Source organism: Marinobacter fonticola (genome assembly GCF_008122265.1).
Lineage (GTDB): Bacteria > Pseudomonadota > Gammaproteobacteria > Pseudomonadales > Oleiphilaceae > Marinobacter_A > Marinobacter_A fonticola.
Map to the genome: position 1 here is coordinate 4,351,908 of NZ_CP043042.1, position 25,853 is coordinate 4,377,760.

At 61.3% G+C, this 25,853-nt stretch carries 18 protein-coding genes; 1 reads left to right on the top strand and 17 read right to left on the bottom strand.

Annotated features, from left to right (window positions below):
* Positions 1-111 precede the first annotated feature (111 nt).
* Positions 112-1,191, bottom strand: a complete 1,080-nt coding sequence (locus FXO11_RS19365; protein ID WP_148864578.1) for a right-handed parallel beta-helix repeat-containing protein — start codon at positions 1,189-1,191, stop codon at positions 112-114.
* A 217-nt stretch (positions 1,192-1,408) separates the two neighbouring features.
* Here FXO11_RS19365 and nfi point away from each other — a divergent pair, with 217 nt between their 5' ends.
* Complete coding sequence (gene nfi / locus FXO11_RS19370; protein ID WP_406565655.1) at positions 1,409-2,101, top strand: deoxyribonuclease V; 693 nt, start codon at positions 1,409-1,411, stop codon at positions 2,099-2,101.
* A 40-nt stretch (positions 2,102-2,141) separates the two neighbouring features.
* Here nfi and FXO11_RS19375 read toward each other — a convergent pair whose 3' ends face one another.
* The 16 genes from FXO11_RS19375 to tagH form a co-directional block, all read right to left on the bottom strand.
* Entirely contained in the window at positions 2,142-3,008 is an 867-nt protein-coding gene (locus FXO11_RS19375; protein WP_148864580.1) for a DNA ligase, read from the bottom strand.
* Between the two features lie 143 nt (positions 3,009-3,151).
* Positions 3,152-3,685, bottom strand: coding sequence for an REP-associated tyrosine transposase (locus FXO11_RS19380; RefSeq protein ID WP_148864581.1), 534 nt, complete (start codon positions 3,683-3,685; stop codon positions 3,152-3,154).
* A gap of 204 nt (positions 3,686-3,889) precedes the next feature.
* Complete coding sequence (locus FXO11_RS19385) at positions 3,890-4,909, bottom strand: hypothetical protein (protein WP_148864582.1); 1,020 nt, start codon at positions 4,907-4,909, stop codon at positions 3,890-3,892.
* The gene (locus FXO11_RS19390; protein WP_148864583.1) at positions 4,906-8,481 is read right to left on the bottom strand and encodes a hypothetical protein; all 3,576 of its coding nucleotides are present in this window, start codon (positions 8,479-8,481) and stop codon (positions 4,906-4,908) included. Before FXO11_RS19390 ends, FXO11_RS19385 begins: the two co-directional genes overlap by 4 nt.
* Before the next feature lie 11 nt (positions 8,482-8,492).
* Positions 8,493-9,056 (bottom strand): DUF4123 domain-containing protein, encoded by a 564-nt coding sequence (locus FXO11_RS19395; RefSeq protein ID WP_148864584.1) that lies wholly within the window; start codon positions 9,054-9,056, stop codon positions 8,493-8,495.
* 14 nt (positions 9,057-9,070) lie between these two features.
* Positions 9,071-11,197 (bottom strand): type VI secretion system Vgr family protein, encoded by a 2,127-nt coding sequence (locus tag FXO11_RS19400; protein WP_148864585.1) that lies wholly within the window; start codon positions 11,195-11,197, stop codon positions 9,071-9,073.
* A gap of 80 nt (positions 11,198-11,277) precedes the next feature.
* The gene (locus FXO11_RS19405) at positions 11,278-11,565 is read right to left on the bottom strand and encodes a type VI secretion system PAAR protein (protein WP_148864586.1); all 288 of its coding nucleotides are present in this window, start codon (positions 11,563-11,565) and stop codon (positions 11,278-11,280) included.
* Between the two features lie 159 nt (positions 11,566-11,724).
* The gene (gene tssM, locus FXO11_RS19410; RefSeq protein WP_148864587.1) at positions 11,725-15,318 is read right to left on the bottom strand and encodes a type VI secretion system membrane subunit TssM; all 3,594 of its coding nucleotides are present in this window, start codon (positions 15,316-15,318) and stop codon (positions 11,725-11,727) included.
* A 78-nt stretch (positions 15,319-15,396) separates the two neighbouring features.
* Positions 15,397-16,827, bottom strand: a complete 1,431-nt coding sequence (tssA, locus tag FXO11_RS19415; protein WP_227545976.1) for a type VI secretion system protein TssA — start codon at positions 16,825-16,827, stop codon at positions 15,397-15,399.
* Between the two features lie 39 nt (positions 16,828-16,866).
* Complete coding sequence (gene vasI, locus FXO11_RS19420; RefSeq protein ID WP_227545977.1) at positions 16,867-17,520, bottom strand: type VI secretion system-associated protein VasI; 654 nt, start codon at positions 17,518-17,520, stop codon at positions 16,867-16,869.
* A complete protein-coding gene (locus tag FXO11_RS19425; protein WP_202980260.1) occupies positions 17,517-19,094 on the bottom strand; it encodes a sigma-54 interaction domain-containing protein in 1,578 nt (525 codons plus the stop codon). The genes vasI and FXO11_RS19425 overlap by 4 nt, the downstream gene beginning before the upstream one ends.
* 50 nt (positions 19,095-19,144) lie before the next feature.
* The gene (gene tssH / locus FXO11_RS19430) at positions 19,145-21,763 is read right to left on the bottom strand and encodes a type VI secretion system ATPase TssH (RefSeq protein ID WP_148864588.1); all 2,619 of its coding nucleotides are present in this window, start codon (positions 21,761-21,763) and stop codon (positions 19,145-19,147) included.
* 74 nt (positions 21,764-21,837) lie between these two features.
* Positions 21,838-22,632 carry a type IVB secretion system protein IcmH/DotU gene (icmH, locus tag FXO11_RS19435; RefSeq protein WP_148864589.1) on the bottom strand — a complete coding sequence of 265 codons (795 nt, stop codon included), beginning with the start codon at positions 22,630-22,632 and terminating at the stop codon, positions 21,838-21,840.
* 3 nt (positions 22,633-22,635) lie between these two features.
* On the bottom strand, positions 22,636-23,970 hold the full coding sequence (gene tssK, locus FXO11_RS19440) for a type VI secretion system baseplate subunit TssK (protein WP_148864590.1): 1,335 nt from the start codon (positions 23,968-23,970) through the stop codon (positions 22,636-22,638).
* Between the two features lie 3 nt (positions 23,971-23,973).
* Complete coding sequence (gene tssJ, locus FXO11_RS19445; protein WP_406565634.1) at positions 23,974-24,504, bottom strand: type VI secretion system lipoprotein TssJ; 531 nt, start codon at positions 24,502-24,504, stop codon at positions 23,974-23,976.
* Complete coding sequence (gene tagH / locus FXO11_RS19450; RefSeq protein ID WP_148864591.1) at positions 24,501-25,850, bottom strand: type VI secretion system-associated FHA domain protein TagH; 1,350 nt, start codon at positions 25,848-25,850, stop codon at positions 24,501-24,503. Before tagH ends, tssJ begins: the two co-directional genes overlap by 4 nt.
* Positions 25,851-25,853 lie beyond the last annotated feature (3 nt).

Here is a 25,853-nt window from a genome sequence, read left to right on the forward strand (position 1 = left end):
TGCCGTGGAGATTAGCACCCGACGGTGACCCACAGCCAATGACCGGGCGATGACAGTCCGGCCGATAACCGCTCGGGGGTACTCCGAGAACACGTCAGTACCCCTTATACGTCAGTCTCCGGACGATACCTGCTGCAACGTACGGCTGCCGTCGTAGGCGATGCATCGCCCGAATTCTTCCCATGCCGGCTCCTGATTGGGGCTGGCCAGAAAGCTGTCGCCACGGGAGACGTTAGGTGGGGTTTCGCTATGCAAGCAATTGGCCGCCTTATCCACCGCGACCTGATAGCCAAACTGGTTGTTTTCGAACGTGTTGTTGGTGAAGACGTTGTCGCGGCTAAAGCTATTGTCCCAACACAATACCGGGTCGCGGTGCCGCACGGAACACGTCAGGAAGACGCCCGCCTCGGCATTGCCGGCAATGCGATTATCGGCAAACCGGTTATGCTCGGCATCCGCCAAATAAATCCCATGCGAGCCGTTGTCGGTCACCACGTTATTGGAGATCTCGCTGTTATTCAGATATTCCACGGTGATCCCCGCCGCGGTGTTATCCCGGACGATGTTGCCCACCACGCGCGTCGGCCCCGCGCGATTAAGCGAGATGCCATCCCACTTAGCGCCAGCAATGACGTTGTCTGCGATCCTGACGTCACTGCTATGGTATTCCGTCAATACACAGGCACTGCGGCAGTCACGGATGTCGAGGTCGGTGAGCTCAATATTCTCGCCACGGCGCACGATCAGTGCGCTGTTACTCAGGTAGGGACGCTCGCTGTTGAATTCCTCGCCGGCATTGGCGCGCCCACGGATGGCCAAATCCTCCACCGTGACGTTGCGCACGGTCATGTCCGGCTCCTGGTGGTGGACGTCGCCCAAGACCAAGACCGGGCTCGATACACCTTCCCGCAAGCGCAGAGTGGTGGCGTCCGGTCCCGCACCGCGCAGGGTGACATTGCTACGCTCCAGGTGAAGCATGCCGTCCAGCTGAAACTCTCCCGCGGCGAGACAGACAGTCTGGTGGGAGTCGTCCTGCGGCAATCCGTTGAGTACCATGCCGACATTCTCGCCGGGCTTGACCTGCCGGTCGCATGCCGCACCGTCATTAGCCAGGGCCAGTTGTGGCAAGGCCAGACAGAGCGACGTCAGCAATCCCGCCCAACACCGGCCCCACATGTTTCTACCGCTCATTCGTGAATGCTCCCTTGTCCTGAAATCAGCAGCCCCTTACTTTGTACGAATAGTCAGCAGCCTGCCATTAACGAACGCTTAGTTTCCCGTTAATGCGGCGACAGCTCCACCATTGGCACGCTCACCGTCAAATGGACCGCATTATCACAGGTCATTGGATTTTGTGCCGGGGCCGCCTAATCTGCTACGCAAATACCAAGGAAAGGAGGCGCTTATGCTGCCGGATCTGACCCGGGAATGGGCTGACCTGACACCCCGGGAAGCCATTGCCATGCAGCAGGCTCTGGCGAGCCAGGTGTCCACAACCGACGACCTGCCGATAGTGAAAACCGTCGCGGGGATCGATGTGGGGTTCGAAAACAAGGAGACCGCCCGGGCTGCTATCGTCGTGCTGTCCTTTCCCGAGCTGACGCCACTGGAGTACGCGATAGCACGCCTGCCCACGCCGTTTCCTTACGTGCCCGGTTTGCTGTCGTTTCGCGAATGCCCGGTCATCCTGAAAGCCCTGGATCAACTCAAGATCCAACCGGATTTGTTGCTCTGCGACGGCATGGGCATCGCTCACCCGCGCCGGCTAGGCATTGCCACCCATATCGGCTTGCTCACGGGTATGCCGAGTATCGGCGTCGGCAAAAGCAGGCTGACAGGCCGACATGGCGACGTTCCGGAAGGCAAAGGGGAATGGACGCCACTAATGGACCGCGGCGAAGAAATCGGCGCCGTCCTCCGTACCCGTGAAGGGGTCAAACCGCTCTTTATCTCGCCCGGTCACCGCATCAGCCTACCCACGGCTCTCGAATACGTAATGGCCTGTGTGACGAAATACCGGTTGCCGGAAACCACCCGTTGGGCCGATGGTGTCGCGTCCGGGCGCGGGCAGCAGTGGCTGAAGGCATTGGAGTCGCTTTAACCGCTGCGCAGGGTGTAGCTGAGCAGAGCGAACCGAATGATTATTCCCGGACAGGCTCCTCGTCCCGCATCCGCATAAAACTGGCGAACCGAGGCAGGCCGGTGGATGTCAGCCCAAAAAATTTATAGGTCACCGTCGCGCCGATTGCCGGTGGCCGAGCTCGTTCCTCGTCGCTGAATCCTGTACCCAACTTAAACTGCCGGCCACCCTCCAATTCCACCACCAACGCACCCAGCATACCTTCGTACTTACCCTGCCCCGGCGTATAGCCAACCACGACGGCCTCGGCATCCTGATACTGCTTCACTTTCAGCAGGTCATTCGTACGTCCAACATGGTAAAGACTATCGCCCCGGTGGAGCATCAGACCTTCGCCGCCAGCGCTGACAACCTGACCCAACCTGGCCATCAGGGTTTCGTGGCTGGATGCTTGACGCTGCCCGATCATGCTCAGGTAGGGCGAAGGCGATGGCACCAGCAACTGGCGCATTTGAGCCACGCGCTCAGAGAACGGCGCCTCGCTCGCCGGCAGGTCAAAGATGCGGTACTGAACCTGCCGCCACTCAGAATCAACAGGCTCCAATTTTCGCACCGCGCCGGACACCTCCGCGAAACGGCCACGGCCCATCCATAGCTCGCCATCCAGTGGCTCGCCCGGAAAGTCTGCCGTAAACCATGCGGGTGCATGGAACTGATTTCCCTGGCGGGACATCAACCGCTCACCGTTCCAATAAGCGCGCACGCCGTCGAGCTTTTCGCTGACCCAGTAGTGGGTGAGGTCGGGGCCTTGTTCGTAGGTTTGGGCTAGGGTGAGTTGGGGTTTTTCGGCGTGGAGCCCGAAGGCAGACGACAACAAAACGAGGCTGATTAGCGCAGGCAGCCAGCGTCGGTACAACAGAAAGAACATTTCACGATCCTTGTGGTTTCGTTTTCACATTCCGCCAGGGCCCAGCACCCTATCCGTGGATGCTGATAAGCAGACCGAACTGCAACGGTCACCGCCGCATTGGGCAGTACGGTAGGTTGGGCTGACGAAGGAAGCCCAACGCATTACCTCTCGCCATAACCCACGTCTTCCCCCTCAATCCCAACGCCTCCCCAATCCATACCGATCGTTCCCCGCGCAACGTATCCATGCAACGTTGAATGCCGCCAATCGATCGGTCGGTTAACCCACCCATGCTTCACCGGATTATAGTGAATGTAGTCGACATGCCGTTTCAGGTCGGCTTCATCCCGGATTTGATGTTCCCAGTACCGCCGCTGCCAAATACCCCTCTCACGCTTATCGCTCCGACTTTTCCGAATACGCTCTTCTTTCTCCAACCGTCGAGAGAAACCCGCCTTGATCAAAGACCATCGCAGAGGATAATTCGCATCACCGTGAGGCAGGCGCCAAATAGCATGCAGATGCTCCGGCAAGACCACCATCGCCAGAAGTGAAAAGGGATGCTTCGCTTTCACCTTGTATATGGCATTACGAAGATCATCGACATGGCGCACCAATAGGTCCGAGTCGCGTTGGGCTAAGTTGACCGTGAAGAAGTAGGTGCCTCCCTTGGCATTAGCTCGGCGATATTGCATGGTTTTGGGAAACTTCCTGTATTTGTTTTTGTTGGGCTTCCTTCGTCAGCCCAACCTACCAAGTCAGTCCAACCTAACCACTGAACTTGACGTTTGAATCGAGCCCGCTTAAGCGCTCCAACGTAGGCGTTCGAGGATCGTATCGCTGCGGTAGGCGGTGTAGGCGTAGACGGCCTGTGTCTGTTTCGCCTTATTGATCACGACCTATTCACCCCAGTTGGAACTCCGAACCTTGGCCTCGTTCTCCCGACGTACCGCCTCAAAGGTCTCGTCGTCCATATCAAACCAATAGCGCGGGTCGCGGCCCTTTTTCGTGTCGTAGGCCCGGGTTGTCGGGTCCAGGGACCGGTAGGCTTCGAACACCGGGACGTCCGGCAGGGGCTTGGTGACATCCATGTACTGACGGATCAGATCCCAGTAGGCCAGCACGTCCTGCTTGTTCGTTGTCGCTGCCAGCAACTGGTTCAGGGGTAAGGCCCACTCCCGGGTCTTATGCACCAACATCAGCCGGTGCCAGATATTGCCCTGGTGGTCCGGCAACGACATCAGGTAGCCCTCCCAGTCGTGGAAGGGGGCCTGGGCCTTTACCTGCCCGGCGGTCTCATCCTTAGTAATGTCGTCGAACAATGTCACCAGCCCAGTTCGGCGGTTCAACTCCCATAACGGGCCCTTGGGGGAGCGGTAGACGATATGGGGGAACTTCTTTTCCAAGAAACGGCCGACGCCCCAACACAGGAGCATCGGTAAAAACATGTACAGAAATAACGGGAGTATGCCCTCGTGGAAATAGACGCTGAATGTGGTCGTTTCATGCTCAATCCACCAACCGTAAGCTAATACGAGCAAGGCAATTGGAAAGAGCCAAATGAAACATATTCGCCCCCCATGCTGCATCCAAAGCAGAGCCCAACTGGATTTGGGTAGGGTGGCGTAACGGATACATTCCTCGTCCAGCCGGCCAAAGTAGGTATGGCGTTCTACCAGTTCATCAACGCCGTTCTCCTCCTTTAAGCGTTTATCGTCCCGAAGCCATGAAGGAGACCATAGCGCCAGAAGACTGGGTGGCACCAATCCATAGAGCCGGCCCTTCGTCAACGGCGACCCCATGGTCCAAGACTTACGAAACACGGCGCCCTGCCGATTGTCCTCAGCCGGTTCCGGCGCCTTGCGATTGCTCCGATAAGCGGTATCGGTGTAATGGGCCTGTGTTGCCGTCTCGGTCATGCGTCCTCCGCCTTATAGCTCTGTTCGTCCGCCCAGAACGCCCGGTCCGACTTCTCAAAGTCCGGCTGGCCGTCCGCCGCCGGGTGGAAAGTGCGGTCGCTCGCCAGTTCAGGCGCCGGGAATACCCAGTGCCGCCCCTGACCCTGGTACTGCCACTGGGCGCGCACGGCCACATCGTAAGAATGTACACCCTCAGCGCTTTGTCCATAGATAGCAAAGGTTTCCCTCGGTGGGAGGGCGATATAATAGGCTTGACCGTTGGCCAGTGGCTGTCCCAGCACGACGTTGATGTTGTCATCCAGCGACTCGGTCCGGTATCGAATGCCCCTGCGGGTCGGCGACGCGGTCTTGCGGCTGCCACGGAAATAGGTTTCCAATAGGGCGCCGTTCAATAGCGACGCCAAGGGATTCTCCACCGTCACTCGGGTGTTAACTCGGGCGTAATCGACTTCCCGCTGCCTGGGAACCTCGTAGCCCTCCCGCGCCAGAGTGGCTGGCAGGTTGGCGACGGGCTCGATGCTGATACGTGGTTTGGTGAACACGTCCAGTCCCCGGTAGTAGGTTTCCGCCGGGTCGTTCCGCAAGTGGGGGTAGGCGTCATCCTGCTCGATACCGAACGGGCCACGTTTGAGCCATTCCTCCAGAGGGGCGTCGTTCAAGAGTAACGCCGCTATACCGCCGCCGATCGCCAGCGTCAGGCCGAGCGCCAGCCAGCCACCCGGTCCCATACCCAACAGCACGACTGCCGCCCCGGACTGAGCCAGGGAGGCGTACATCAGGGTGCTGACGATCATCAGGCTGCCACCCACCGCCGACGCGCCGAAGGCGAGCGCTGCATCCCCGTCGCCGGTATCCCACTCGTGGGCTATGTCGAGGATCGAGACAGTGGTAAAAAACACTCCGGACACGATACCGCCGAGCAGGCGGTAGGTGACGAGTTCCGGGAGGGCCCTCGCCAGGGTAGTTGAAAAACGCGACATTATCGTATGCGGTATCCTAAACGCTGTATTATCGAGCCCGCTGGCAAGCTTTGTCAGTAGCTTCACAGGCTCTCTCATTGACTGGTGCATGCGCTCTGCGGCAATTGCTGAAGCAAACGCTAAATCGTAGATGGCACTTATTGCACCTGCAAAGGTTCTAAAACGCCCCTTCTCCCGCAAAGCTTCCTCGAACATTGAACGCTCCTGCAGAAGATTAAAAGCCTCAACCATCAACACAAAATAAGGCACCCGGAAACGGTCCGCGATGTCCTGCCAACGCTTAAGGCTTCGGTACTGCCGGTAGCTCTGGACCACGTCGTTGGTTGCTGGCGCAGCGTACACGTGTAGCTCTCGGGCGGCCGCCGTGTCGGCGACATTCGGTAGCCGGCTACGGGCGGTACTGGCCAAGGGCTCGCCAGTCTCCGAGTCAAGGAATTCGCCGTAGAACTTGCGATGCTGGTTCCCCGGGTGGACGTATTGTTTATCGGCTTCGGTGAGGCCGTGCTCCAGTCCGATTTCCGGATCGTGGACGCCGAAGACAATCCAGTCCGAAGGCACCTGGGAGCGAGGCATAAACCGCATCCGCCCCATAAAGCTGGGATCCCGGGCCTGGGCAAGGCGTAGTAGCGGGCCATAGACGTTGGCGTTGATTTTATGCGCGGCAGATTTCAGGGTCATCGCCGCCCCCCGGGCGTATGAGTCGACGGCGTTGAGCAGCCCGTTGACCAGTGAGGACCATCGCTTCGCCTCGGTGGACAGGTTCATATCGGCCTGGCGCGCCAGGGCCAGCATGGCCGCCGCCGACAGAGTCTGGATCCCGCCCGGGTCCAGCTGCAGGTCCGCGAGTGCGTGCAGGTCGTCCGGCCGGCAGCGGCCGTCGCCCTCGGCCACAGGGTCCGCCTCCGCGGGCGTCTCCGGCGGGAAGAGCATGACGTGCAGGGGCACGTCCCCCTCCCCGGTCACGATCGCTCCCAGCAGTTCGCCGGCATCCCGCACCGGGGCCGTCTGCACCACAGTCCGCCCTCGGGTCAGGGCGCTATCCGCCTTATTGGGGTCCAGCGCCAGCATCTGGAACAGATCGCGGGTCAGGGCGAAGCCTTCGACGTAGTCGGCGCCGCGCAGACTAAAATAGTCCGCCAGGATCGCCTGGGCCTCCGGTTGACGGAAAACCCTGGCGACGGTTCGCTGCGCGGCAGCCAGGGCTTCCACTGCCAGTTGACGCTGGCCAGTGTGCAGTGCCCGGTGCAAGGATCCGAACAAGCCGCTGTCGATGTGCTTAAGGTAGGCGTGGTACGCATTCTCTTCGCCATTAATGCGGTCGGGTACCAGGGTTTGCTGGATCAGTTGGGCCGTATCGGCATGCGGGTGCGATACCGCCGCCTGCTGTAGCGCCTCCAGGTAGTGCTGGGCGTCGAGACCGCGGTTCAGGGAGTGGCGGAGGTCGAACTGGGGGTCGTCCAACAGCAACGCGCAATAGCCTGATGCCCGCGCCGAGGCGTTGGCGTCGGCGGCGCTTCCCAAGGGCTGCCAGAGGGCCGATGTTTCACCATTTCCGGCTTGCGCCGCGCCGAAGGCCGCAAAACGGGCACCCGGTTCATCCCACAGCGGCGCACCCGGCTGATTTGCCTCTCGCCAAGCGTCGTCCGCCGAGTCACCACCTGCGTTGAATGCCTCCTGTTCCTCACGCGCCTGGCCGAACAGGTTGTTGGCAAAGGTGCCAGTAAGGTCGTGCACGCTTTTCCAGGGCTTCGCCAGTGTCATTTCCAGTAGAGGCTCACGGGGCCGCATAGGGGGCAGGCTATCGAACGTCGCGAGCTGGCCGGCGGTGAGGGTACGCGAGTCCAAGGCCATGCCTCGCAGGCGGACGCAGCGGCCCGCGCGGGCATTCGCTTCCCGTTCGAGATAGGCCACCCGGGACGCAGACCACTGGGCATCGGAAAACGCAAACTCGAACGCGTCGTTCAGGGTGCGATTCATGCCTCGCACCGGTAGCCAGATCGCGTCCAGGGGCACGCCCACCGCCGGTCGGCGGTCATCGGTAACCCCGGCTTGGCCACGCCGACGGTAATCCAGGAGGCGGACGTCCTGAAATTGAGGTGCACCATCGTCCCCGGCGCTCACCTGCAACTCACGCCAGAGCCGCCCATCGCGGAAAATATAGAGAAAACCGGGTCGTAGCGGCATCGCCTGCCAGTCTGGATGGCCGGGCAGCGGGGCATCGTCACGGATCAACGCCTGGGGCACCACTGGCCATACGCGGTTCCATTGGACCACCTCCTGGCGAGGGGTCTCGGCGACATTGCGAAACAACGGCACCCGGACCGGCGCACCGGCCTCGGCCTCGATCTCCAGCCAGACATTGCGGGCAGGCTGGCGCTCCCAGGGCCAAACGTGCAGGAGCTGGTCATCCAGGGCTTCGGCTTTCCGCTGGTTTTCCAACCCTTCTTGCTGGACCTGATCGGTTTCATCGTAAAGGCGAAATTCGTGGTGAGGGGCCGGCGTACCGTCCCCCATCACCTCAATAATGAGGGTCTTGCCCTCGCAGGCCGGACCGGTACTCACGGACGCTTGGCTGGTGTTTCTTTTGGACATCCTTGTCTTCCCTAACTCGTTACCTGGCCGCTGTTCGTTCGGCTCGCGAGAGATGCGAGGGCTTGATACTGCTCAGGACTCAAACCCGATGTTGCGGGCTCCGCGACAGGCTCGGGCTTCGCACTGGTGTGCCAGCAGCCCGCATCCCCGTCGTCCAGCCAGTAATGCCCGTGCTGGATGGTCTCCCCAATTCTTCCTCCGGCCGTACAGAGTGCGTGCCAGATCAGCGGATCGTAGTAGCGCAGCAGTCCGGTTCGAGGTGGGGCTAAGGCGACCGTCAGTCGTTGTTGGGCCCAAGACAGTACGGTATCGAAATCTTCAGTCGACTCGAGAATCAGACCAAGCCAGCCATTCGGGCTTTGCATGTCATCCATCACGCGCTGCAAAAAAGGGGAGCCGGCGTCAGTCTGTATCAATAAAGGGCTTTCCGATTGGTAGGGGCCCCACTCCGTATCAGCAAACAGGTACCGCCAATGGGGCTGCGACTCAAGGTCATACAGGACCGGCAGAATGGGCCGCTTCGGATGGCCCTCGATAATGACGAATACAGTCTTGCTGTTCAGCTTGGGCATCATGGTCGGCAGCCCCTTTATGCTATTGAAGACTTGCCACAAGGGCAGTCACTCAACGGGCAGGTCCCATCGGGCTGCTCCTGGCACTGTTCAACCAGAACAGAACGCTGAATTCGGCCCTGCTTCAGGCGATGCAAGACCACGGGCTTGGCTGCAGCGCGTTGACCGACTTCGGCCAGGACCTCGGGCTCGACCTTCTCGCCCTTATGCGCGGCCAAAGTCTGAGGCACCGCAGGCACCTTGACCGCCTGCCCTGAACCACTCCCTGCCGAACCACCCGCGTTGAGATTAATCGCCGCGCCACTCAGTGCCACACCACTGGGGTCGATCTTGACGAAGCTGCCACCTGCTTTAAGCGTAAGTTCCGTACCCGCTTCAATGACGGTTTTCTGACCCGCCTTGATATGCAATTCCTGCCTCGACTCACTCAGCCAAGCAGACCCGGCCTTAATGTGGAGGGTGCCGGTGACGTCGAAGCTGTGATCCTTGCCGACCTTCTCCCGCTTTTCCCCATCGACCGTGCTGTGATTATTGGCCTTAATGTGACTGTAGCGGTCGTTGTCGACCGTGAGGTGGCTGTTGTGGTGAATGACCTCAGTGCGGTCGTTCTCGGTCAGCAGGTCCAGGTCTTTTTGGGCGTGAACGTAGATCTGTTCCTGATCGGCTTCGTCCTCGAAGCGCAGTTCGTTACTGCCTTCGCCCTTGTGGGTCTGGGTCTTTATTGTCGTGCGGGTTTTATGTGCCGGTAGCGCGTAGGGCGGGGTGTTGGTGGCGTGGTAGGTCCGCCCGGTTATGATCGGCTGGTCCGGATCGCCATCGAGGAAGGAGACGATGACTTCGTGGCCAATTCTGGGGATGGCCATAAACCCGTAACTGCCGCCGGCCCAGCCCTGGGAGACTCTGAGCCAGGCACTGCTGTGTTCGTTGTTTTGTGAGTAGCGGTCCCAGGGAAATCGGACTTTGACTCTGCCATGTTCGTCGCAGTGGATCTCTTCACCCTCGGGGCCGGTGACGAGGGCCATCTGCGGGCCGTCCATGCGCGGGCGGGGGTTCTCTTTATCCGTTATCGGGGGCCGCCAGGTTCTATCCCCGGGCACGGTCCAGAAGTCATTGCTGTAAGTGGTGGCCCCGCTACCGCCTTCCTCTTCCAGCGCCTGGGGTTGTTTGCCTTCGTGCTTGACGGCGGTGATCAGCCAGTCCCGGTTGAGCGTTGGTTGGGTATGGCCGTCCAGCGTGAACTTCGCCCCAGCGGTAAAGTCCGCCCGGTTGCTTTCCCCTTTTCCGACGCTGGCGTTTCTGCGCAGGCTGTCGAGCCGTGATTCGGTAAACGGCTGCCCCGCCGCATCGGCCTTGAACCGGCCCGGATAATCGTAGTGTTCGTAGTCGGTCCGCTGGTTCGCTTCGCTATCGGCGGCATGGGCCTGATGCATCAGCGCGTAGGCGGGGTTCTTGAAGGTGTAGTCCTTCAACGATACACCGGCCACCGAGACGGTCTCGGTATACTGGAACGTGAAGATACAGGGAACCTTGTGGCTGCCCCCGGCCATGGCGTTGTAACCCACCTCGGGCAGTTCCGGCGCATCCCGGTGATGATCGGCCATCACCAACGGCTGACCCGCCGTGTCATGATCAAAGCGGTAGTGCCAGCCTTCCTCGGCAGCGAGCCGGTTGAGAAAGTCGAGATCGGTCTCCCGGTGCTGGACGCAGTATTCCCGTTCGGTAGGAGTGCGCTTGAGATTAAAGCGCTTATCCACCAGCCCCCGCTCGTCCAGCAAGGTGCCCAGAATCGTCTCCGGGGTTTGCTGCTGGAAGATGCGGCTGTTGTGCATTAATCCTAATCGCCACAGGGCGGGTTGGACGGCCACCCAGTAGCGGGTGCGCCGGTGGCCAGTATCACCCCGGCTGAAGGCACAGACCACCCCCTGCACCGTGCGCACCGCCTGGCCGTCCTGCCAGATCACCAGCTCCGCGCCCTGATCCAGCACATCGGCCACCGCCAGGTCGGCAAAGCGACTGGCCAGATTCAATTTAAGGACAAAGGGCTGCGAAAGCTGCTCGGTCAGCTCGAAATCCACCACCGCGAAGGTGTCGTCGGGCAAGCTACCAAGGCGGGCCGTAAACTGCAGGCCGGTAGGCTGGGGCATGGTTCTCTTCCTTGAAATCCTGTTATACGTTCCCGGCGCTTTCCTGCTCCGGGCAACCTATCGTGCTATTAAGCCTGCGGTTATCCGCCGACGCCTGAACCACTGCCGATCACCACGCCACCGCAGGTCACCGCATCGCCCGTCAGCGCGATGGGTTTGCCTTCAACGAGGATCGTGGGATTGCCGGCTGCGATGGCGCGGGGATGAGGGCCATGTTTCGGTTTGGAGTGCATCGCCAGCGGGTCGCCTTGGCGGGCAACGGGTTTGCCGTCCATTAGCACGGTGCTGCTGGCAGCGATAACGAGGGTGGGCGGAAAACCTTCGTGATCGGTTCCGAGATCGCCCAATAAAACGACTTTCTTACCCATAACTTACTCCCTGTCTGGCGTCTCCAATAGTTCCGGGCTTCCGCCCTGACGCCGGCGTTCATCCTTGTTGCGGTCAGTGTGGCCCGGGCTGGCCGGGCACACCATACGACCAACCAACGACTGATCGCTGAGTGATCCTACCACGGTTTAATGAAACGATCAGTATAGGCTCCGCGGAACCTGATAACCGGCCAGCAATTCCTGGGTGAACGGGTTGACGTTGCCCGCCGCATGCAACCGGTAACGTACGTCGCCGCCGTCGAGACTGAATCGAACATCGATGGCGCTGCCGCTTACCCCGGTGATGTCCGCCTTGTCCAGCAGGCGGAAGAAGGCCCAGGGACCGCGGGCGATCTCGCTGCGGGGCGAGCGGTTCACTTCGGTCGGCACCAGGGTGACCTGGCTTTCGACACTGTCACGCAAAGTATTGGGCCAAATCAGCGGAATACTCTGGCGCGGGCCGTGGCTGAATTCGACCAACTGGCCATCCACATTCACCACACTGCGGCGCTTGTTGGACGACAGGCTCAGCGGTTCCAGCGCAAACTCCACGTCCAGCGCCCCACTGCGGGTGAAGAACGCCTGGCGAATCTGATCGGCCTTCTCCAGTGCAGCCATCACATCCCGGCGAACCAGCGTCGCCCGCTTGCTGACCAGCACGTGCTCCGGGTGGTCTTCCAGGAACAGCTTGAGGTTTTCCTGATAGAAACGATCCAGAATGCCCTGGGGCGCGAAGAAGCGTTCGAAATCCTGCAGGGCCGCATCGCGTCCGGCACCTGAATTGAACGGATAGTTACGCGCCAGGCTCTGCTGGAACGGTTGGTAAACCTCGTCGTACCACTTGCGTTCGAGCTGGGCCACGGCTTGGTCGAGCACCACCCGCCAGCTTTCGTTGGCGAGCTTTTCCAGCATGCGGTTTAACGGCGCTGGCTGGTTGCGAGCCATACGCTGCAGGGTGAAGATCGGGTCCGCGCCTTCCAGGGTCAAACGGGCGCGGGCGGCGGCCAAGGCGGCCTTGCCGGAATCCGGCGATTCCTGGATGCCGCGCATGTAATCGTGCAGCGAGCGAACCACGTTCTGGACTTCCTCAATTTGCGACTGCGCTTCGCCCTCCTTGCGGAACAGAGCGTTGAGGCCGGCAAACTGCTGCTCGATATCCTGCGCCATGCGATAGGACGGTGAGCGCTCCAGAACTTCACGTGCGGCGTCATCCTGCTCGGCCTGCGGCGGATAGAGCTGAGTGTTCTCACGCAGCGTCGTCAGCAGTTGCACAAGCGGTTCATGACCGCTGGTCAGGTTCTCCAGCACGCGCACGCCATGATTGAGGTCGTGGAAGCGGTGGATGTCCAGGTGCGCCAGCGCCTGACGCCAGGTGTGCGCATAGTCTTCAGCATACTGGTCGCGCAGCTGCGCCTGTAGTTCTTCCTCGTCGGCGCGGCTGAAATCGACATTGTCCCGGCGCCCAAGCACCCAGGCGTCCACCAACGCCAGCTCCGTGACGGACTCGGATTCGCGCACAAAATAACTCTTCATGCCGTCGTCGGTCAGCATGCGCGGAATACGCAGCGGATCCTGACTGACGTCCGGCAGATCCTCCAGCGGACGACCGTCGGCATCGATCCGTGTGAATACCAGGTCGAACGCCGGTCCGCCGGTACTTTCCAGGCTGAGCGGCGACGTCAGGTCGCGGGTCGAATGGGACTTGAGTTCACGATAGACCCGGTCCGGCGTGGCGACGCGGCCAAGTTCGCGTTGAGCCCATTGAACGCTGCTCTGGAACGGCGCCAGGGCCATATCGGCGGCGCGGTCGCCATTCGCTTGCCAGTCCGCGAGGTCGGTATACGCCATGGCGTAGTCGAGGTGTTTGATCAGGCGCTCCTGCACCGTACGCTGGCCGGGGTACTGGTCCTGCCAATAGCGTGTCATATAGTCATCGACGATATCGGTACGGCGGCCGCTGGCATCGTATAGCATGCGTAGGACACGCAGGTGCGCCAGGCGCTCGGCGCTTTCCTCCGGCACCTGGTTCATCTCATCCATCACACCCACCATTAACGCCGGCAGGAACTGGTAGGCCAGCATGTTGAGGTAGGATCTCTCGATTTCCGGGCCAACCTTGTCGCCCTGGTACAGGCCCATATCCGCGACTAGCGGCAACTTCTCGCGGTAATCGCCGAACGCAAGGGTAGCATCGCGCAGCTGGTCCAGCGGATCCAGCAGGTTACGGCCGGACGGATCCAGCTCATGACCGATTGGGCGCCAGTTGTCGATAAAGCCCCGGACCCGGTTTTCCACCTGCTGGGCCGCTTGGGCGTTTTCGATAAAGTAGTGCTGCCAGCCGGCCGTCATACCGAGACCTGCGGCAATCGCCACAACCGCAGCCGTTGCCAGGGTACGACGACGTTGACGGGTGACTCGGACGTTATCGCCCGCCAAGCCGGCCTCGGGATAGATGATTTGTGGGAACAGTCGCTCGCTGAAGTAGGTCACCGACTGACCGCCCCGCTGGGCAGGCTGGATGGACTCGGCCAGGCCATACTGGCGTGCAGCAGCGGAAACGAAGGCGTCTTCCGGCACGCCTTCCTGATAGACGGAGGTGAAGTAGACGCCCCGTACAAGGGCTGGCGTCGAAAAAGCGTCCGCGGCCAGCATTTCGGTGAGGAACTGCTGGGTCACCGGCATCAGGCCCGCCAGCTGACGGCTGAACGAGTAGATCGCGGCCCGCTCTTCCGGATCGCGGGTGTCGGAGAGAATCTGCGGCAGGCGGCGGCTGATCTGTTCGATCAGGTCGTTGTAGGCACCGTCGAACTGTTCCAGCCACTGATCCGGATCCTGTAGGGATTCCAGGGCGAAGGTAAAGCCCAGCGGCTGCTCGCGCTCGACCTTATTGAGCTTGCGGAAAAAGGCGGAAAAACCGTGCAGCAGGTCCAGCTTGGTGAAGCTGACATAGACCGGCAGGCGCGACCCCAGTTGCTCCATCAATTCGCGCAGACGCGTGCGCAGCAGTACCGCCTGGGCGCGGCGTTCGGCTTCGCCCAGGGCACTCAGGCGCGACAGATCGACGGTCAGGATCACGCCATTCAGCGGACGGCGCGGACGGTTCTTTTCCAGCCACTGAATGAAGTGCTTCCACAGACGCTCCTGTAGCGCGGCGCCATTGTTTTCACCGGCTTCCTGGCTTAACAGTTCGCCGTCCGGATCGATCACCACCGCCTCGTCGCCAATCCACCATTCGAAGCCCAGCGGGTTGCGCTCGGTCTGACGGTTGCGGGTCACATTGCTCAGGGTAAAGGTCTGGCCGGAACGCTGGATCAGGCTGGATTTGCCAGCGCCTTCCAGGCCCATGACCAGATACCACGGCAGGCGATAGATGCGATTGCGGCCGGGAATGTTGTCACGCAGGGCGGCCAGACTGCGGTTGAGTAGCCGAGTCTGACGGCGCTCGTAGACCAGGATAGGGTCCTCTTCCTCACGCTTGGCCGCGGCCTGGGCCTTATCCACTTTCTTGAGGCGACGGGATAGCATCCAGCCCCAGATCATCGCCACCATCAGCACCAGTCCCAGCGTGACCAAAGTGCGGCTCTGCCAGCTGGCCAGCGGGCGCTCACCGCGCCATTCCCATTGTGGCCCCAGCCACCAAGTGGCCGCCAGTAGCAGACCGAATCCCAGGGCCAGTACAATCGGCCCTCCGGTACGAATAAACGGCCAGACTTTCCTGCCGATCATGAGCAGTTTGCGTGCGATGGTTTCCATACCTGTACTTCCTACTTTCCTTGTGGCGAGGCGTCGCGCCCTGCCCTGTTGATGCGTTTTTTTTCGGCGCCGGATGAATCAGCTCAACCGTTCCAGGTGAGCCATCAGTGACGGCTCCCAGTCTTCCAGTGTCATGTTTCGTGTCTGGTCGCGCAGGTCGGCTACCTGCTGCCGCGCGAGCGTCTTCATCCCGCTATCCCGCAGCAAATCGGCGCTCATGAGCCGCCAATAAAACTGCGAGCGGGGCTCCCGGGCCTCGGCCAGACCGTCCTCCAGCATTTGCATAGCCGGCGCCAGGCCTTTCTGTTTGAGCACGTCCTGAGCGGTTTCATAGGCGGCGTCCCAATCCGAGCCGCTACCGCCGTTAGCCCCAGTGCCACTGGTAAGCAGCCACTCACTCACCACCTTGGGCAAGAAAGGCGTACCGTCGGAGAAGGTCATGTCCGCCAACGTCGGCAAACGCTCGATAAATTCCTTGAGTGCCATCCGGATGGCTTCGGCGCACTTGGGCTGACCGACGGCCTCTGCCGCCTGAGCGCTGAGATAGTGGCCTTCGAGCCAGAACGGACTCACCGCCAGGCTTTGCTCGATTCGCCCCCAAAGTGTCATGTCGCCGCCACGAGAGAGGCTGTCCTGGTATTCGGACACGCGATCGGTACTGACCGCCGCCAGATCGCTGCGGATACCATCCCGTGCCGGCGGCGCCGTGGTAATGGCTTGCCAGATGGCGTAGCGACGCAGCTGGTAGCCTAGCGGCGAGGTAGGCGACAGTTCCGTCAGCAGGTCTGCCACTTTCAACAAACTCTGACGGGTGGCGCGCTCGTTGTTCGGATCCAGGCTCAGGCTACCCAGAGAAGCGGACGCTGCAGATGATGCGGCTTCCGTAACTGGCGCCGGTCGAGAAGTGGGTTGAGGCGCCTTTTTGGGTTCAGACGCTCCGCTGGCCTGACCCACTTCCGGCATGTTGTTGATCGTACGCTTGAGGTCGAGAGCGCCGTCCGCCGGGATTGACTGCGCCTCGGCGAGTTCGGCCAGCTTATCCAGCCGTTTCAGGCAAAAGCTGCGGCCATCGCCGACCGCGCTATCAAAGCTGATCTTGTCCACTTCCGCCGCGGCGCGCTGCATCATCTGGCCGAACATCAACCGCCGGGGCCGAGAACCCTTGACGCCCGGATAGGGCCAGGCATCGACCCACCAGCTCTCCATCACCTCGCACAGCAGGTGGATGGACAGGGCAAAGCGCTCGCCATTTCCCCCGCGTTGGAGGGCCAGGAGCAGAAAGCCGAGCACCTTGAGGTCCTTGGACATATCCGACAATAACCGCAAGGCCTCGTGCTCGACCTTGGACCAGTCGATGCCGGTGTGGGCCAGCGAGCCAATTTTCATGATCTCGTTTTCGAGAAACTCGAGTGCGGGATCGTCCCCCAGCGCGTCACCAACCGGCGCGTCCCCGGCCAGCGGGGCGACGACCTGTTCCACATATGGATGTTCTTCAACGGCTTGCATCATCTCTCAACGTCCTGTTGAACGCGTTTTCCTGTTACCGAATTACCAACCGCATTGCTCACGTAGAGGCATCAGCCCTTCACGTAAACCCGCCAGATCGAAAACCAGCCCGTCAACGGCGGATTCGTCGGCCGTGAGCGTGAGTTTTGGCGTATTGATCAGTGTCTTGATGGTGTCGATGGCAGGCAGGCCACGGCCGCCGCTCACGACGAAACCGTCATCGCGAACCCGCCACACTTGCGGCTGGTGTGCCGCCGCGGAGGCCAGGGTCAGGCGGACCCGCTCAGCCGCTGTCGGTCGGGGCAGCATCAGTGCAAAATGGGTAATATTGTTGTCGCAACGTACCGTCAGCAGCGGACGGGGCGGTACGGCGCCCAACGCTGGCAGAGTCACTATCTCCCCCGCGTCGCCCTGTCCGCGTAAAGCCCCATCCGACGGCGCTCGCCCGGATTCCTGGGCGTAAGCGGCCAGCCATTCCGCGGGTTGGCGACCGGGCATGGCTGCTTTAGCGTCTGCCTCGGCATGGACCGGGGTTTCGAAGACCCCGTCGAAGCAGGCCAGCCGATCCAGCCGTGCGGTTTCCTGGGTGCACTGCCGGGCCGCCGCCAGGGTTTCGTTGATGCTAGCCGCTTGAACGGTGCCGCCGAGCGTGATCGAAAGGCCGGCCATCATGATCGCGTGCTTGATCGACTTCATCCTGCCTCCGCCACGTTGAACTTCTGACACTTGTGAGCCAGCGTGCGCTTGGGCAGCCCCAAACTCTCCGCAGCCTGGGCACGATTGCCGCCGAATTGGCGCAGCCGGGCACTGATAATCGCCGCTTCGAAGGCCTGGGAGGCCGCGCGCAGGTCGGCAATCTCATGCATCGGCGGCACTCCCAGCTGGGGAACGTAGCCGGTTTCAGATTCGGCGACCGCCATATCGGGAGTGGCCATCACGTCCAGGCGCAAATCCTCGACCTGAATATCTTCACGTTCCGGTGTCTGCAGGCAGGCAAACTCGATCACGTTGCGCAGCTCACGGACGTTGCCTGGAAAGCCGTAGTGCTTCAAATACTCCAACGCATGGCTACTGATACCCAGTGGCCCGCTCCCCTCGCGCGCGCGAAATCCGTGGATAAAGTGCCGGCACAGTAGCTCGAGATCTTCAGTCCGGTCCCGCAACGCCAATACGCGAATGGGAAACTGACTCAGTCGATAGAACAGGTCACGGCGAAACCCCCCTTCCTGAATACGCGTCTGCAGGGGTTGATGGGTTGCAGCCACCAGCCGGAAGTCCGAGTGCGTTTCTTCACGGGCGCCAAGCGGTCGGAACTGCCGGGTTTCCAACACCCGCAGCAGCTTGGACTGCAGTGCCATGGGCATATCGCCAATCTCGTCGAGAAACAGCGTGCCACCGTGGGCCTGGGCGAGCAGTCCCTGTTTGGCTGCATCCGCGCCGGAGAACGCGCCCTTGGTGTGGCCGAAAAGTTCGTTCTCGAGCAGGCTATCCGGAATCGCCGCACAGTTGACCACCACAAACGGGCCGTCCTTGCGCTCGGAAAAATCATGAATGCCGCGGGCCACCAGATCCTTGCCGCAACCGGTTTCACCCTGCACCAACACCGACAGCTGGCTGCCGGCGGCGCGAATAATCTGGGCACGCAGGTCGTTCATGCAGCCGGCCTGGCCGACCAGGGATTCCGCCAGCATCGCGTTCTTCTGGCGTTCGGTTTCGGTGTCCTTCATGGAACTGAGTGATCGGCTGAGCATTCGTTGCTGCCACAAGCGGTCGTCCCGGTCGAGATGTGCGCCCCAATGATGAATCAAGAGGGCTAACAAGCCTTCGAACAGGGGCTGGCCAACCACCGTATCCCAGGCTGGATCCTGGCCGCACAGCACCAGGATACCGAGAGTGCGCTTGTCGTCCTGCATCAGCGGCTGGATCCAGATGGAATCCGCGCCGCGACTGGCCTCGAACAAGGCCGTCAGACCGGCATGTTCCAGGCGTGCGCAGGCCGTGGTCGACAGCGAGCGCGGCCGGGCTTCGCGCAGGACATGGGCAAACGGATGCGAGAAATCGTCGCACTCGAAACGCAATCCGGCATCCAGCCGCGGGCACATCAGGGCGCGACCGCTGGGGTCCAGCTCCAGCAACCAGCCGCGGCTAACCCCGAACAGTCGCTCCATGTGTGCCGTCGCACAGGCCAGCAAGGCTGCCCGGTCCGGCTGGCGAATCAAGTCAACCGCGAGTTCAATGCCGGTGTGCAGTTCCATCTGCATCCGTCCCATAGTCGTTTTCCTTAACTGGCTGTCTTAACTGACTGTTTTAACTGGCTGTCTTAACTGACTGCCCCGGTGAAACGTCCGTCTTCCAATCCCAGGCGCACTTCGTTAACCGCCTCCCTGGCGGCCAGTTTTTCCAGCAGCGCCAGCGACACCGGCGGCAGCAGTTCGCCCTCGATAATCGACTCCAGCATGCGCGCGCCGTTCTCGCTACGTGTGGCCCGGCTGCGAATGGCCTCTACGAGTCCCTCTTCCATCACCACCTCGGTGCGGTAGCGTTCGCGGATTTGGTCGGCCAGGCGGGCCAGCTTGTCGCCGACGATGCGATTCAGGGTGTCCTCACCCAACGGCAGGTAAGGCACCACTTCCATACGCGCCAGCAGAGCCGGCTTGAAGAAGTCCGCCAGCACCGGGTAGAGGGCCTCGTCCAACGCCTCGGTGTCCAACCCGCCTTCGCGTTCGGCATGGTCGACAATGGTCTCGTAACCCAGGTTGGAAGTGAGGAAAAACACCACGTTCTGGCAGTTGATTACCCGGCCTTCACCGTCCGCCAGTTCGCCCTTGTCGAACGCCTGGTAGAACAGGTTGAGCACTTCCGGATGCGCCTTTTCCACTTCGTCCAGCAACACGACAGAATAGGGTTTCTGACGAATCGCCTCGGTCAGGATGCCGCCCTCGCCGAAACCGACATAGCCCGGCGGCGAACCGATCAGGCGCGACACCGTGTGCTTCTCCTGGTACTCGGACATATTGATAGTGGTCAGGAACTGACGGCCGCCGTAGAGCAGATCCGCCAGCTGGACCACGGTTTCGGTCTTGCCCACGCCGCTCGGGCCAACCAGCAGGAACGCGCCCGTCGGACGGCCGGGACGGCGCAGATCGGCACGGGCGGTCAGCAAATGCTGATGCAATGCCTTGATCGCCGGGTCCTGGCCCTTGATGTGTGCTTCCAGGTGGTCCGGCAGGTGCGTGATTTTCTGCAGTTCATCGGCGGTCATGCGGTTCACGGGAATGCCGGTCCAGTCGGCGATGACTTCCGCCACCTGGCGGGTGTCGACCAGGGCATGCACCAGCGGCTCGTCGGCTTGAAGCTGGTTCAGTTCCTGTTGCAAAGCCGCAGCCTGGTCACGCAAATCATCGTGATCGACCGCGTTGCTTTCCGGAGTCAGTAATTGCTCGCGCACATCAACCAGTTGAGACACCAACTGGCGCTGGGCTTCCCAACGCTCCTGCAATTGCTCGGCTTCGGCCTGTAGCGACTCCACGTTGTCGCGGACACGGTCGCGGCGCTCCGGATCGGCGGACTGCCCCAAATGCGCCTGACGGTTGAGCAAGTCCTGCTCCATCTGCAACTGATGTAGCTCGCTACGCACATGGCTCAGCCGACGCGGCGGTGTGCTCAGATTGAGGCTGACGCGGGCGGCGGCGGTATCCAGCACGTCGATGGCTTTGTCGGGCAGTTGACGACCTGCCAGGTAACGGGCAGAAAGCTCGGCGGCGGATTTAAGGGCGGAATCGTCGATCAGCACCTGATGGGCTTTCTCGTAGACCGGACGCAGGCCGCGCAGGATGTGTACCGCCTGTCCGGTGGTAGGCTCGCCCAAGGCGACCGGCTGAAAACGCCGGCTCAGGGCAGGGTCCTTCTCGAAGTACTTCTTGTACTCGCGCCAGGTCGTGGCGGCGATGGTGCAGAGTTCGCCCCGCGCCAGGGCTGGCTTGAGCAGGTTAGCCGCATCGGAACCGCCTTCGTTGTTGCCCGCGCCGATCAGGGTATGGGCTTCGTCGATGAACAGAATGATCGGCGTAGGGGACTCTTTCACCGCCTCGATGACGCCCTTCAGGCGCTTCTCGAATTCGCCTTTCACGGAAGCACCGGCCTGCAACGCGCCCAAATCCAGTGCCCACAGCTCGACTTCTTTCAATCGGTCAGGCACGTCGCCGGCGACAATACGCAGCGCAAGACCCTCGACAACGGCACTTTTACCCACACCGGCATCGCCGACGACAATCGGGTTATTCTTGCGGCGGCGGCAGAGGATATCGATCATCTGGTCGATTTCCGCGTCCCGGCACAGCACCGGATCGAAGCCGTCTTCCCGCGCGCGCTGGGTAAAATCGGTGGCATAGCGGCTGAGCAGGGAGTCATCGACGGCTACCGCCCCCCTTGCGCCCTGGCTTGGTTCGCTGGCTTCGACCGGCCATTCGATGGAACCGCGAGTCACGGTGACAAACTGCCGCTTCAAATGCTCCCGATTCAGACCCGCCAGTGCCCGGCTGACTTGCGGCATCAGGTAGCGGTCGGCATTGAGCAGCAGCGCCAGGAAGAGGGCACCGGAACGCAGCTCACGATGGTCCAGTTCGGTCGACGCGAGCAGCCAGGCGTCCTGGATCAGCTCGATCAGCAGCGGCGAGAACGACGGATAGGCCTCCGCCGTTTGCGGGCCCCCTTCCAGGCTCTGGCCGATGATCGGCTGCAAGGCCAGGTGATCGATACCGGCCTGATCCAACATCAGGCGGATATCGGAATACGGCGTTTCCAGCAGTTTGAACAGTAAATGTGCCGGCGTGATTTCGGCGCCCTGACGGGCGATACACAGTGCCGCCGAGGCTTCCAGCCCCTCGCGGCAGATTTCATTGAGGCGCCCGATGAGCGCCGGTAGTTCGACCCGAAGCATAATGATCTCCTTATCCTTTTTATTGGCGCAGCAGCGTCTTATTTGAGCGGCCGCACCTATTTAGACAGCGGCGCCTACTTCGGCAGTTGCGCCAGCACGCCGAGCACGTCCTTGATGCGCTCATCCAATGCAATACTGTAGAGGGTGTAAACAGTGGCCATGGCGCCGACGAACAGCCCGAAGATGCCCCACAGGGGTAGGCCATTACGGAAACGATTGCGCGCCGGGGTGACATGCTCGAGCGCATTGCCCAGGCTCTCCGGCGGCTCGCCGTCACGCAGGTCGGCAATCTGGCGGTAGAGGCCGGCAATGATGCGCTCGTACTCATCGCGGCCGTTTTCCAACACCTTGTAGCGGCCTTCGAACCCCAGGCACAGGGCCAGGTAGATGAACTCCAGCATGTCCCGGTAGCGCTCGGGCTCCTGTTCCATGCGCGAGAGGATGGCGAAGACCTTCTCGCCGCCCCAGGTCTCGTTATGAAAGCGAGACAGCAATGACTGCTGGGACCAGACACTGTGCGCGCCCCATTCGGTGCCTAGCACCGCCTCGTCGATGAAGGCACAGAGCACGTAGCGGTAGGCCACTACGGTGGGCCGCTCATAGCCCTGCTCGATCAACTCACGGTCGATATCGGTGACTTCGTCGACCACTTGCTGGTACAGCTCCGGCACACGGTTGAAGTCCGCCAGCCGGCGTACGCGAATCACCAGCCCCAGCAGCGGAGTGGCGGCATCCACCAGGCGGTTGTGCTCATAACCGCGCAGACGGAACGTCTCGTCGGCGGTGGTATTCAAGTCGGCCGCATCGTCAAACAGCAGCTTGCCGAAAGTATCCTGTTGCGGCGCATCCATGACGCTTGCGTCGTCCATGATCTAGCTCCTGATGGCCCAGAACTGCATTTCGATACCGGGGAAATCCCCCGCCACGTGGAATGCGAAGCCACTGCCGTTTTCCAGCATCTGCCACGCCTGGCTGCGGGCGTCGAGCTGGAAGTAGGTAAAGCCGGCGTGGTACGGCAACTGGCGCGGCGCGACCGGCAATGGCATCAGCGGAATGCCCGGTAGCTGCAAGCTGATGAGGTCGCGAATCTTCTCCACCGACGCTACCTTGCATTGCTGGACAAACTGCTTGCGCAGGTCGTCGGTGGGCATATCGGCGCGTACTGCCAGGATAAATTCCGCCTGCCCCACCAGTTGATTGTCCTGGATCGGAGCCACCGTGAGACCGTACTGGCGCTGCTGCAACTGGATCGCCATGGCACGTGGCTCGAGCACGGTACTTAGGGACTGGCGCAGTACCTGCATCAAGGGGCTGAAGGAATCTTCCGGCAGATCGTGATCGTACGCCGCGTGTTCCTGCGGTAGCCGGCTCTCGTCGGTGAAGGTCACCAGCTCGCCACACAGTTCCAGCAGGGCTTCATACAGCCGTTCGGGGTGCAGTTGGCGCAGGCGCGCCAGATGCATAAAGCGCGGGTGAGCCCGGTTGAGCATCTGCAACAGCATGAAATCAGACACGTCCGCCACGCCGCCTTGGTTGGGCGAGCCAACACGTTCGGCGATGTTCTTTGCCCGTTCACGCATCAGTCCAGCCATTTCACCAACGAAGCGCTGCAACTTGGGCGCTGCGCGCACGCTCAGCATGGTGGGCATGAAGCTCGGGTCCATCACCAGGCTGCCATCCGGACGCTTTTCGAGAATGCGCCCGATCGCCAGTGCGGCATAGGCACTGCGATCCTCGCGCTCCAGCATCAGACGCGGGTTTACCTTGGCGATGTCGATGGCATGGGCATCGCCATCAATCGAGTGCAGATCGCGCACTTCCGCCGGCTGCGCCGTGAAGCGGGCGGAAACCCCGGACTCGGGCCACTCCACTTCCGCCAGGCTGTCCGTACCCAGCGGTAAAGCCAGATAAACCACTTGGTTGGCCACGGAGGCGTCGGTGATTTCCAGTGGCTCGGGCATGGCGTCTTCGGCCGGCAAGCTGAAGCGGGTGCCATCCGGAAACAGGCCCGACGCCCGCACCAGACCGATACGGCCAAAACTCAGGTATTCGTCGTTGAGCTGCAGCTCGCTGAAGCCATAGAGGTAATCCGATACCGCCAGCGCCCGCTCGTTGATCTGATGCTCGAGATAGCGTTGCTGCTGCTGAAAGTGCTGCGGCTTGATAAACAGGCCGTCACTCCACACTACGCGATTATGTGCCGCCATAACTCAGTCTTCCGCCTTCTGCATGATCACATCGCGTTCACGCAGGTTTACCAGGATATGAAAGTCCCCACCGATAGGATCGACCTTGACGACCTTCTTCCACTGGGACTGGTTGGGATAGGCGTAGAAGGCGATAACACCGATATAGCGGGTGTCGGAATCGATCTCGAACGGCTCGATAAACTTGAACTGGCCGGGGAGCATCGTGTAATCGGCATGGTCGATGTAGTTGTTGCCCAAAGAATCCTCCAGGTCGGTCAGCAGCTGGTCGAAATCCGCCGCCATGATCATGGAGCTGTCTTCCATTTCGATAATCTGGAAGTTGATCGGCGTCGGCTGCATGGCCTCGTTCGGGTTCACGTTGGGTTCCGCCAGCATGGTCAGGTCCACGCGGCTGGGCAGGTCTTCGGGCTCACCGACGGGAATATCGGGATCCCAGAGCACTTTCGCGGTCTTGGTGACGGCTTTGTAGGGTGTGCTGCAGCCGGCCAGGCCTATGGCAACACACAGCAATATCCATTTGCTCATTTTCACAGCGTCGACTCCCTTTGTAGCTGTCTCAGATGATGATCGTAGGCCTGCTCGAAGACCTCCTCGAACAGACGCTCAAATCCCCGCTGACGGCTGGACCTGAGTTCTTCGTAGTAGTGCTTGTACATTTCCCAGGCCCAGGCCGGCTCGCTTTCGTCGGTCTGCAGACCCCGCCGGTAACCGTGGAAACGGCGCAGCAAATTTTCCGGCGAAAACGCGTGCAGGATGGCGCTCAGGGCTTCGCTGATGGCGGCCTGGCTGGCTTGCTGGTGGTGGCGCAACCCGGTCAGGCTTTCGGTGACGGCCGCTGGCGCGGAAAGATGCACCGGGCTGCGCTCGGCGGCGAACAGGGTCTGCATGGTGCTGTCGTAGTCCTGGCCCAAACGCAGTGGGTTGTCCTCGATGGGCTGCAGCCGGGTGCGTAGCGCACGATGGCGGCTGTCTTCGTGCTGGTGCAGTTCCAAAAGCCCTTGAATAGTGGCGTGCAAAGTCTGGCCGGCCTCTTCCAGGAACAGGCGCATATCGTCGCTGTCGCTGAAACGCAGGTCAGTCTCCATACCCCTCAGCAAGGGCGCACCGCTGATGTGTTTGCGGCTTTGCTCGCTGTCGTTATGCCGGTTATGACGGCTATCACGGGCATTAGGCGCCTGTTGGGAATACTCCGTGCGGACTTCATCCATGTTCCGCTTTCCTCCGTTAATCACGGGCAGGCGCAAGGCCCGTTCCCGCTCGTCCATATAGGGGTCGCTGGCTTGCGGCGCGCTGCCGTGCCAGGCAGGATCGTCGCTTAGCAGTTCCGGGCGCAGTTCTTCAGCCACCGTCTCCCGATCCTGATAGCTGAAACCTGCCATCGGATCGCGTTGTTCCCGTTCGCTCGGCGCCGGGTCCAAATGGTCCAGGGGATCGGCCTGGCGCGGCTGGTCGCCGTCGTACTGGTGCAGCACCCCTTCTGGCGTGTTCACCAAGGAAGGATCGTCGACCTCCCCCTCCATTGAAGCCGCCACGGGAACGGCTCCCTTGACCAGATCCGCCTGCACTTCGTACTTACCCAGGCGCAGCTTGTCGCCAGCCACCAGGCGCGCGCGACGACCGCGGCCCACCGGCAGGCTGGCGCTGTTGATGTAAGTGCGCCCGGAGCGGTCGATGAGGCAGAACTGCCCGTCGATCCAGCGGACTTCCGCATGGCCGGAGACCACGCCGGTGCGGTGTGGCGACAAACGCCAGGTGTCGCTGGTCGCTGACCCGATCGAGCCGCCATTAGTGCCGAAATCACAGGAAATGTCGGCGCCGCTGCCCACTTCCCGGGGGTTACTGATGGTCAATCTGAGCCGTGTCTGGTTTGCGTCCATGGG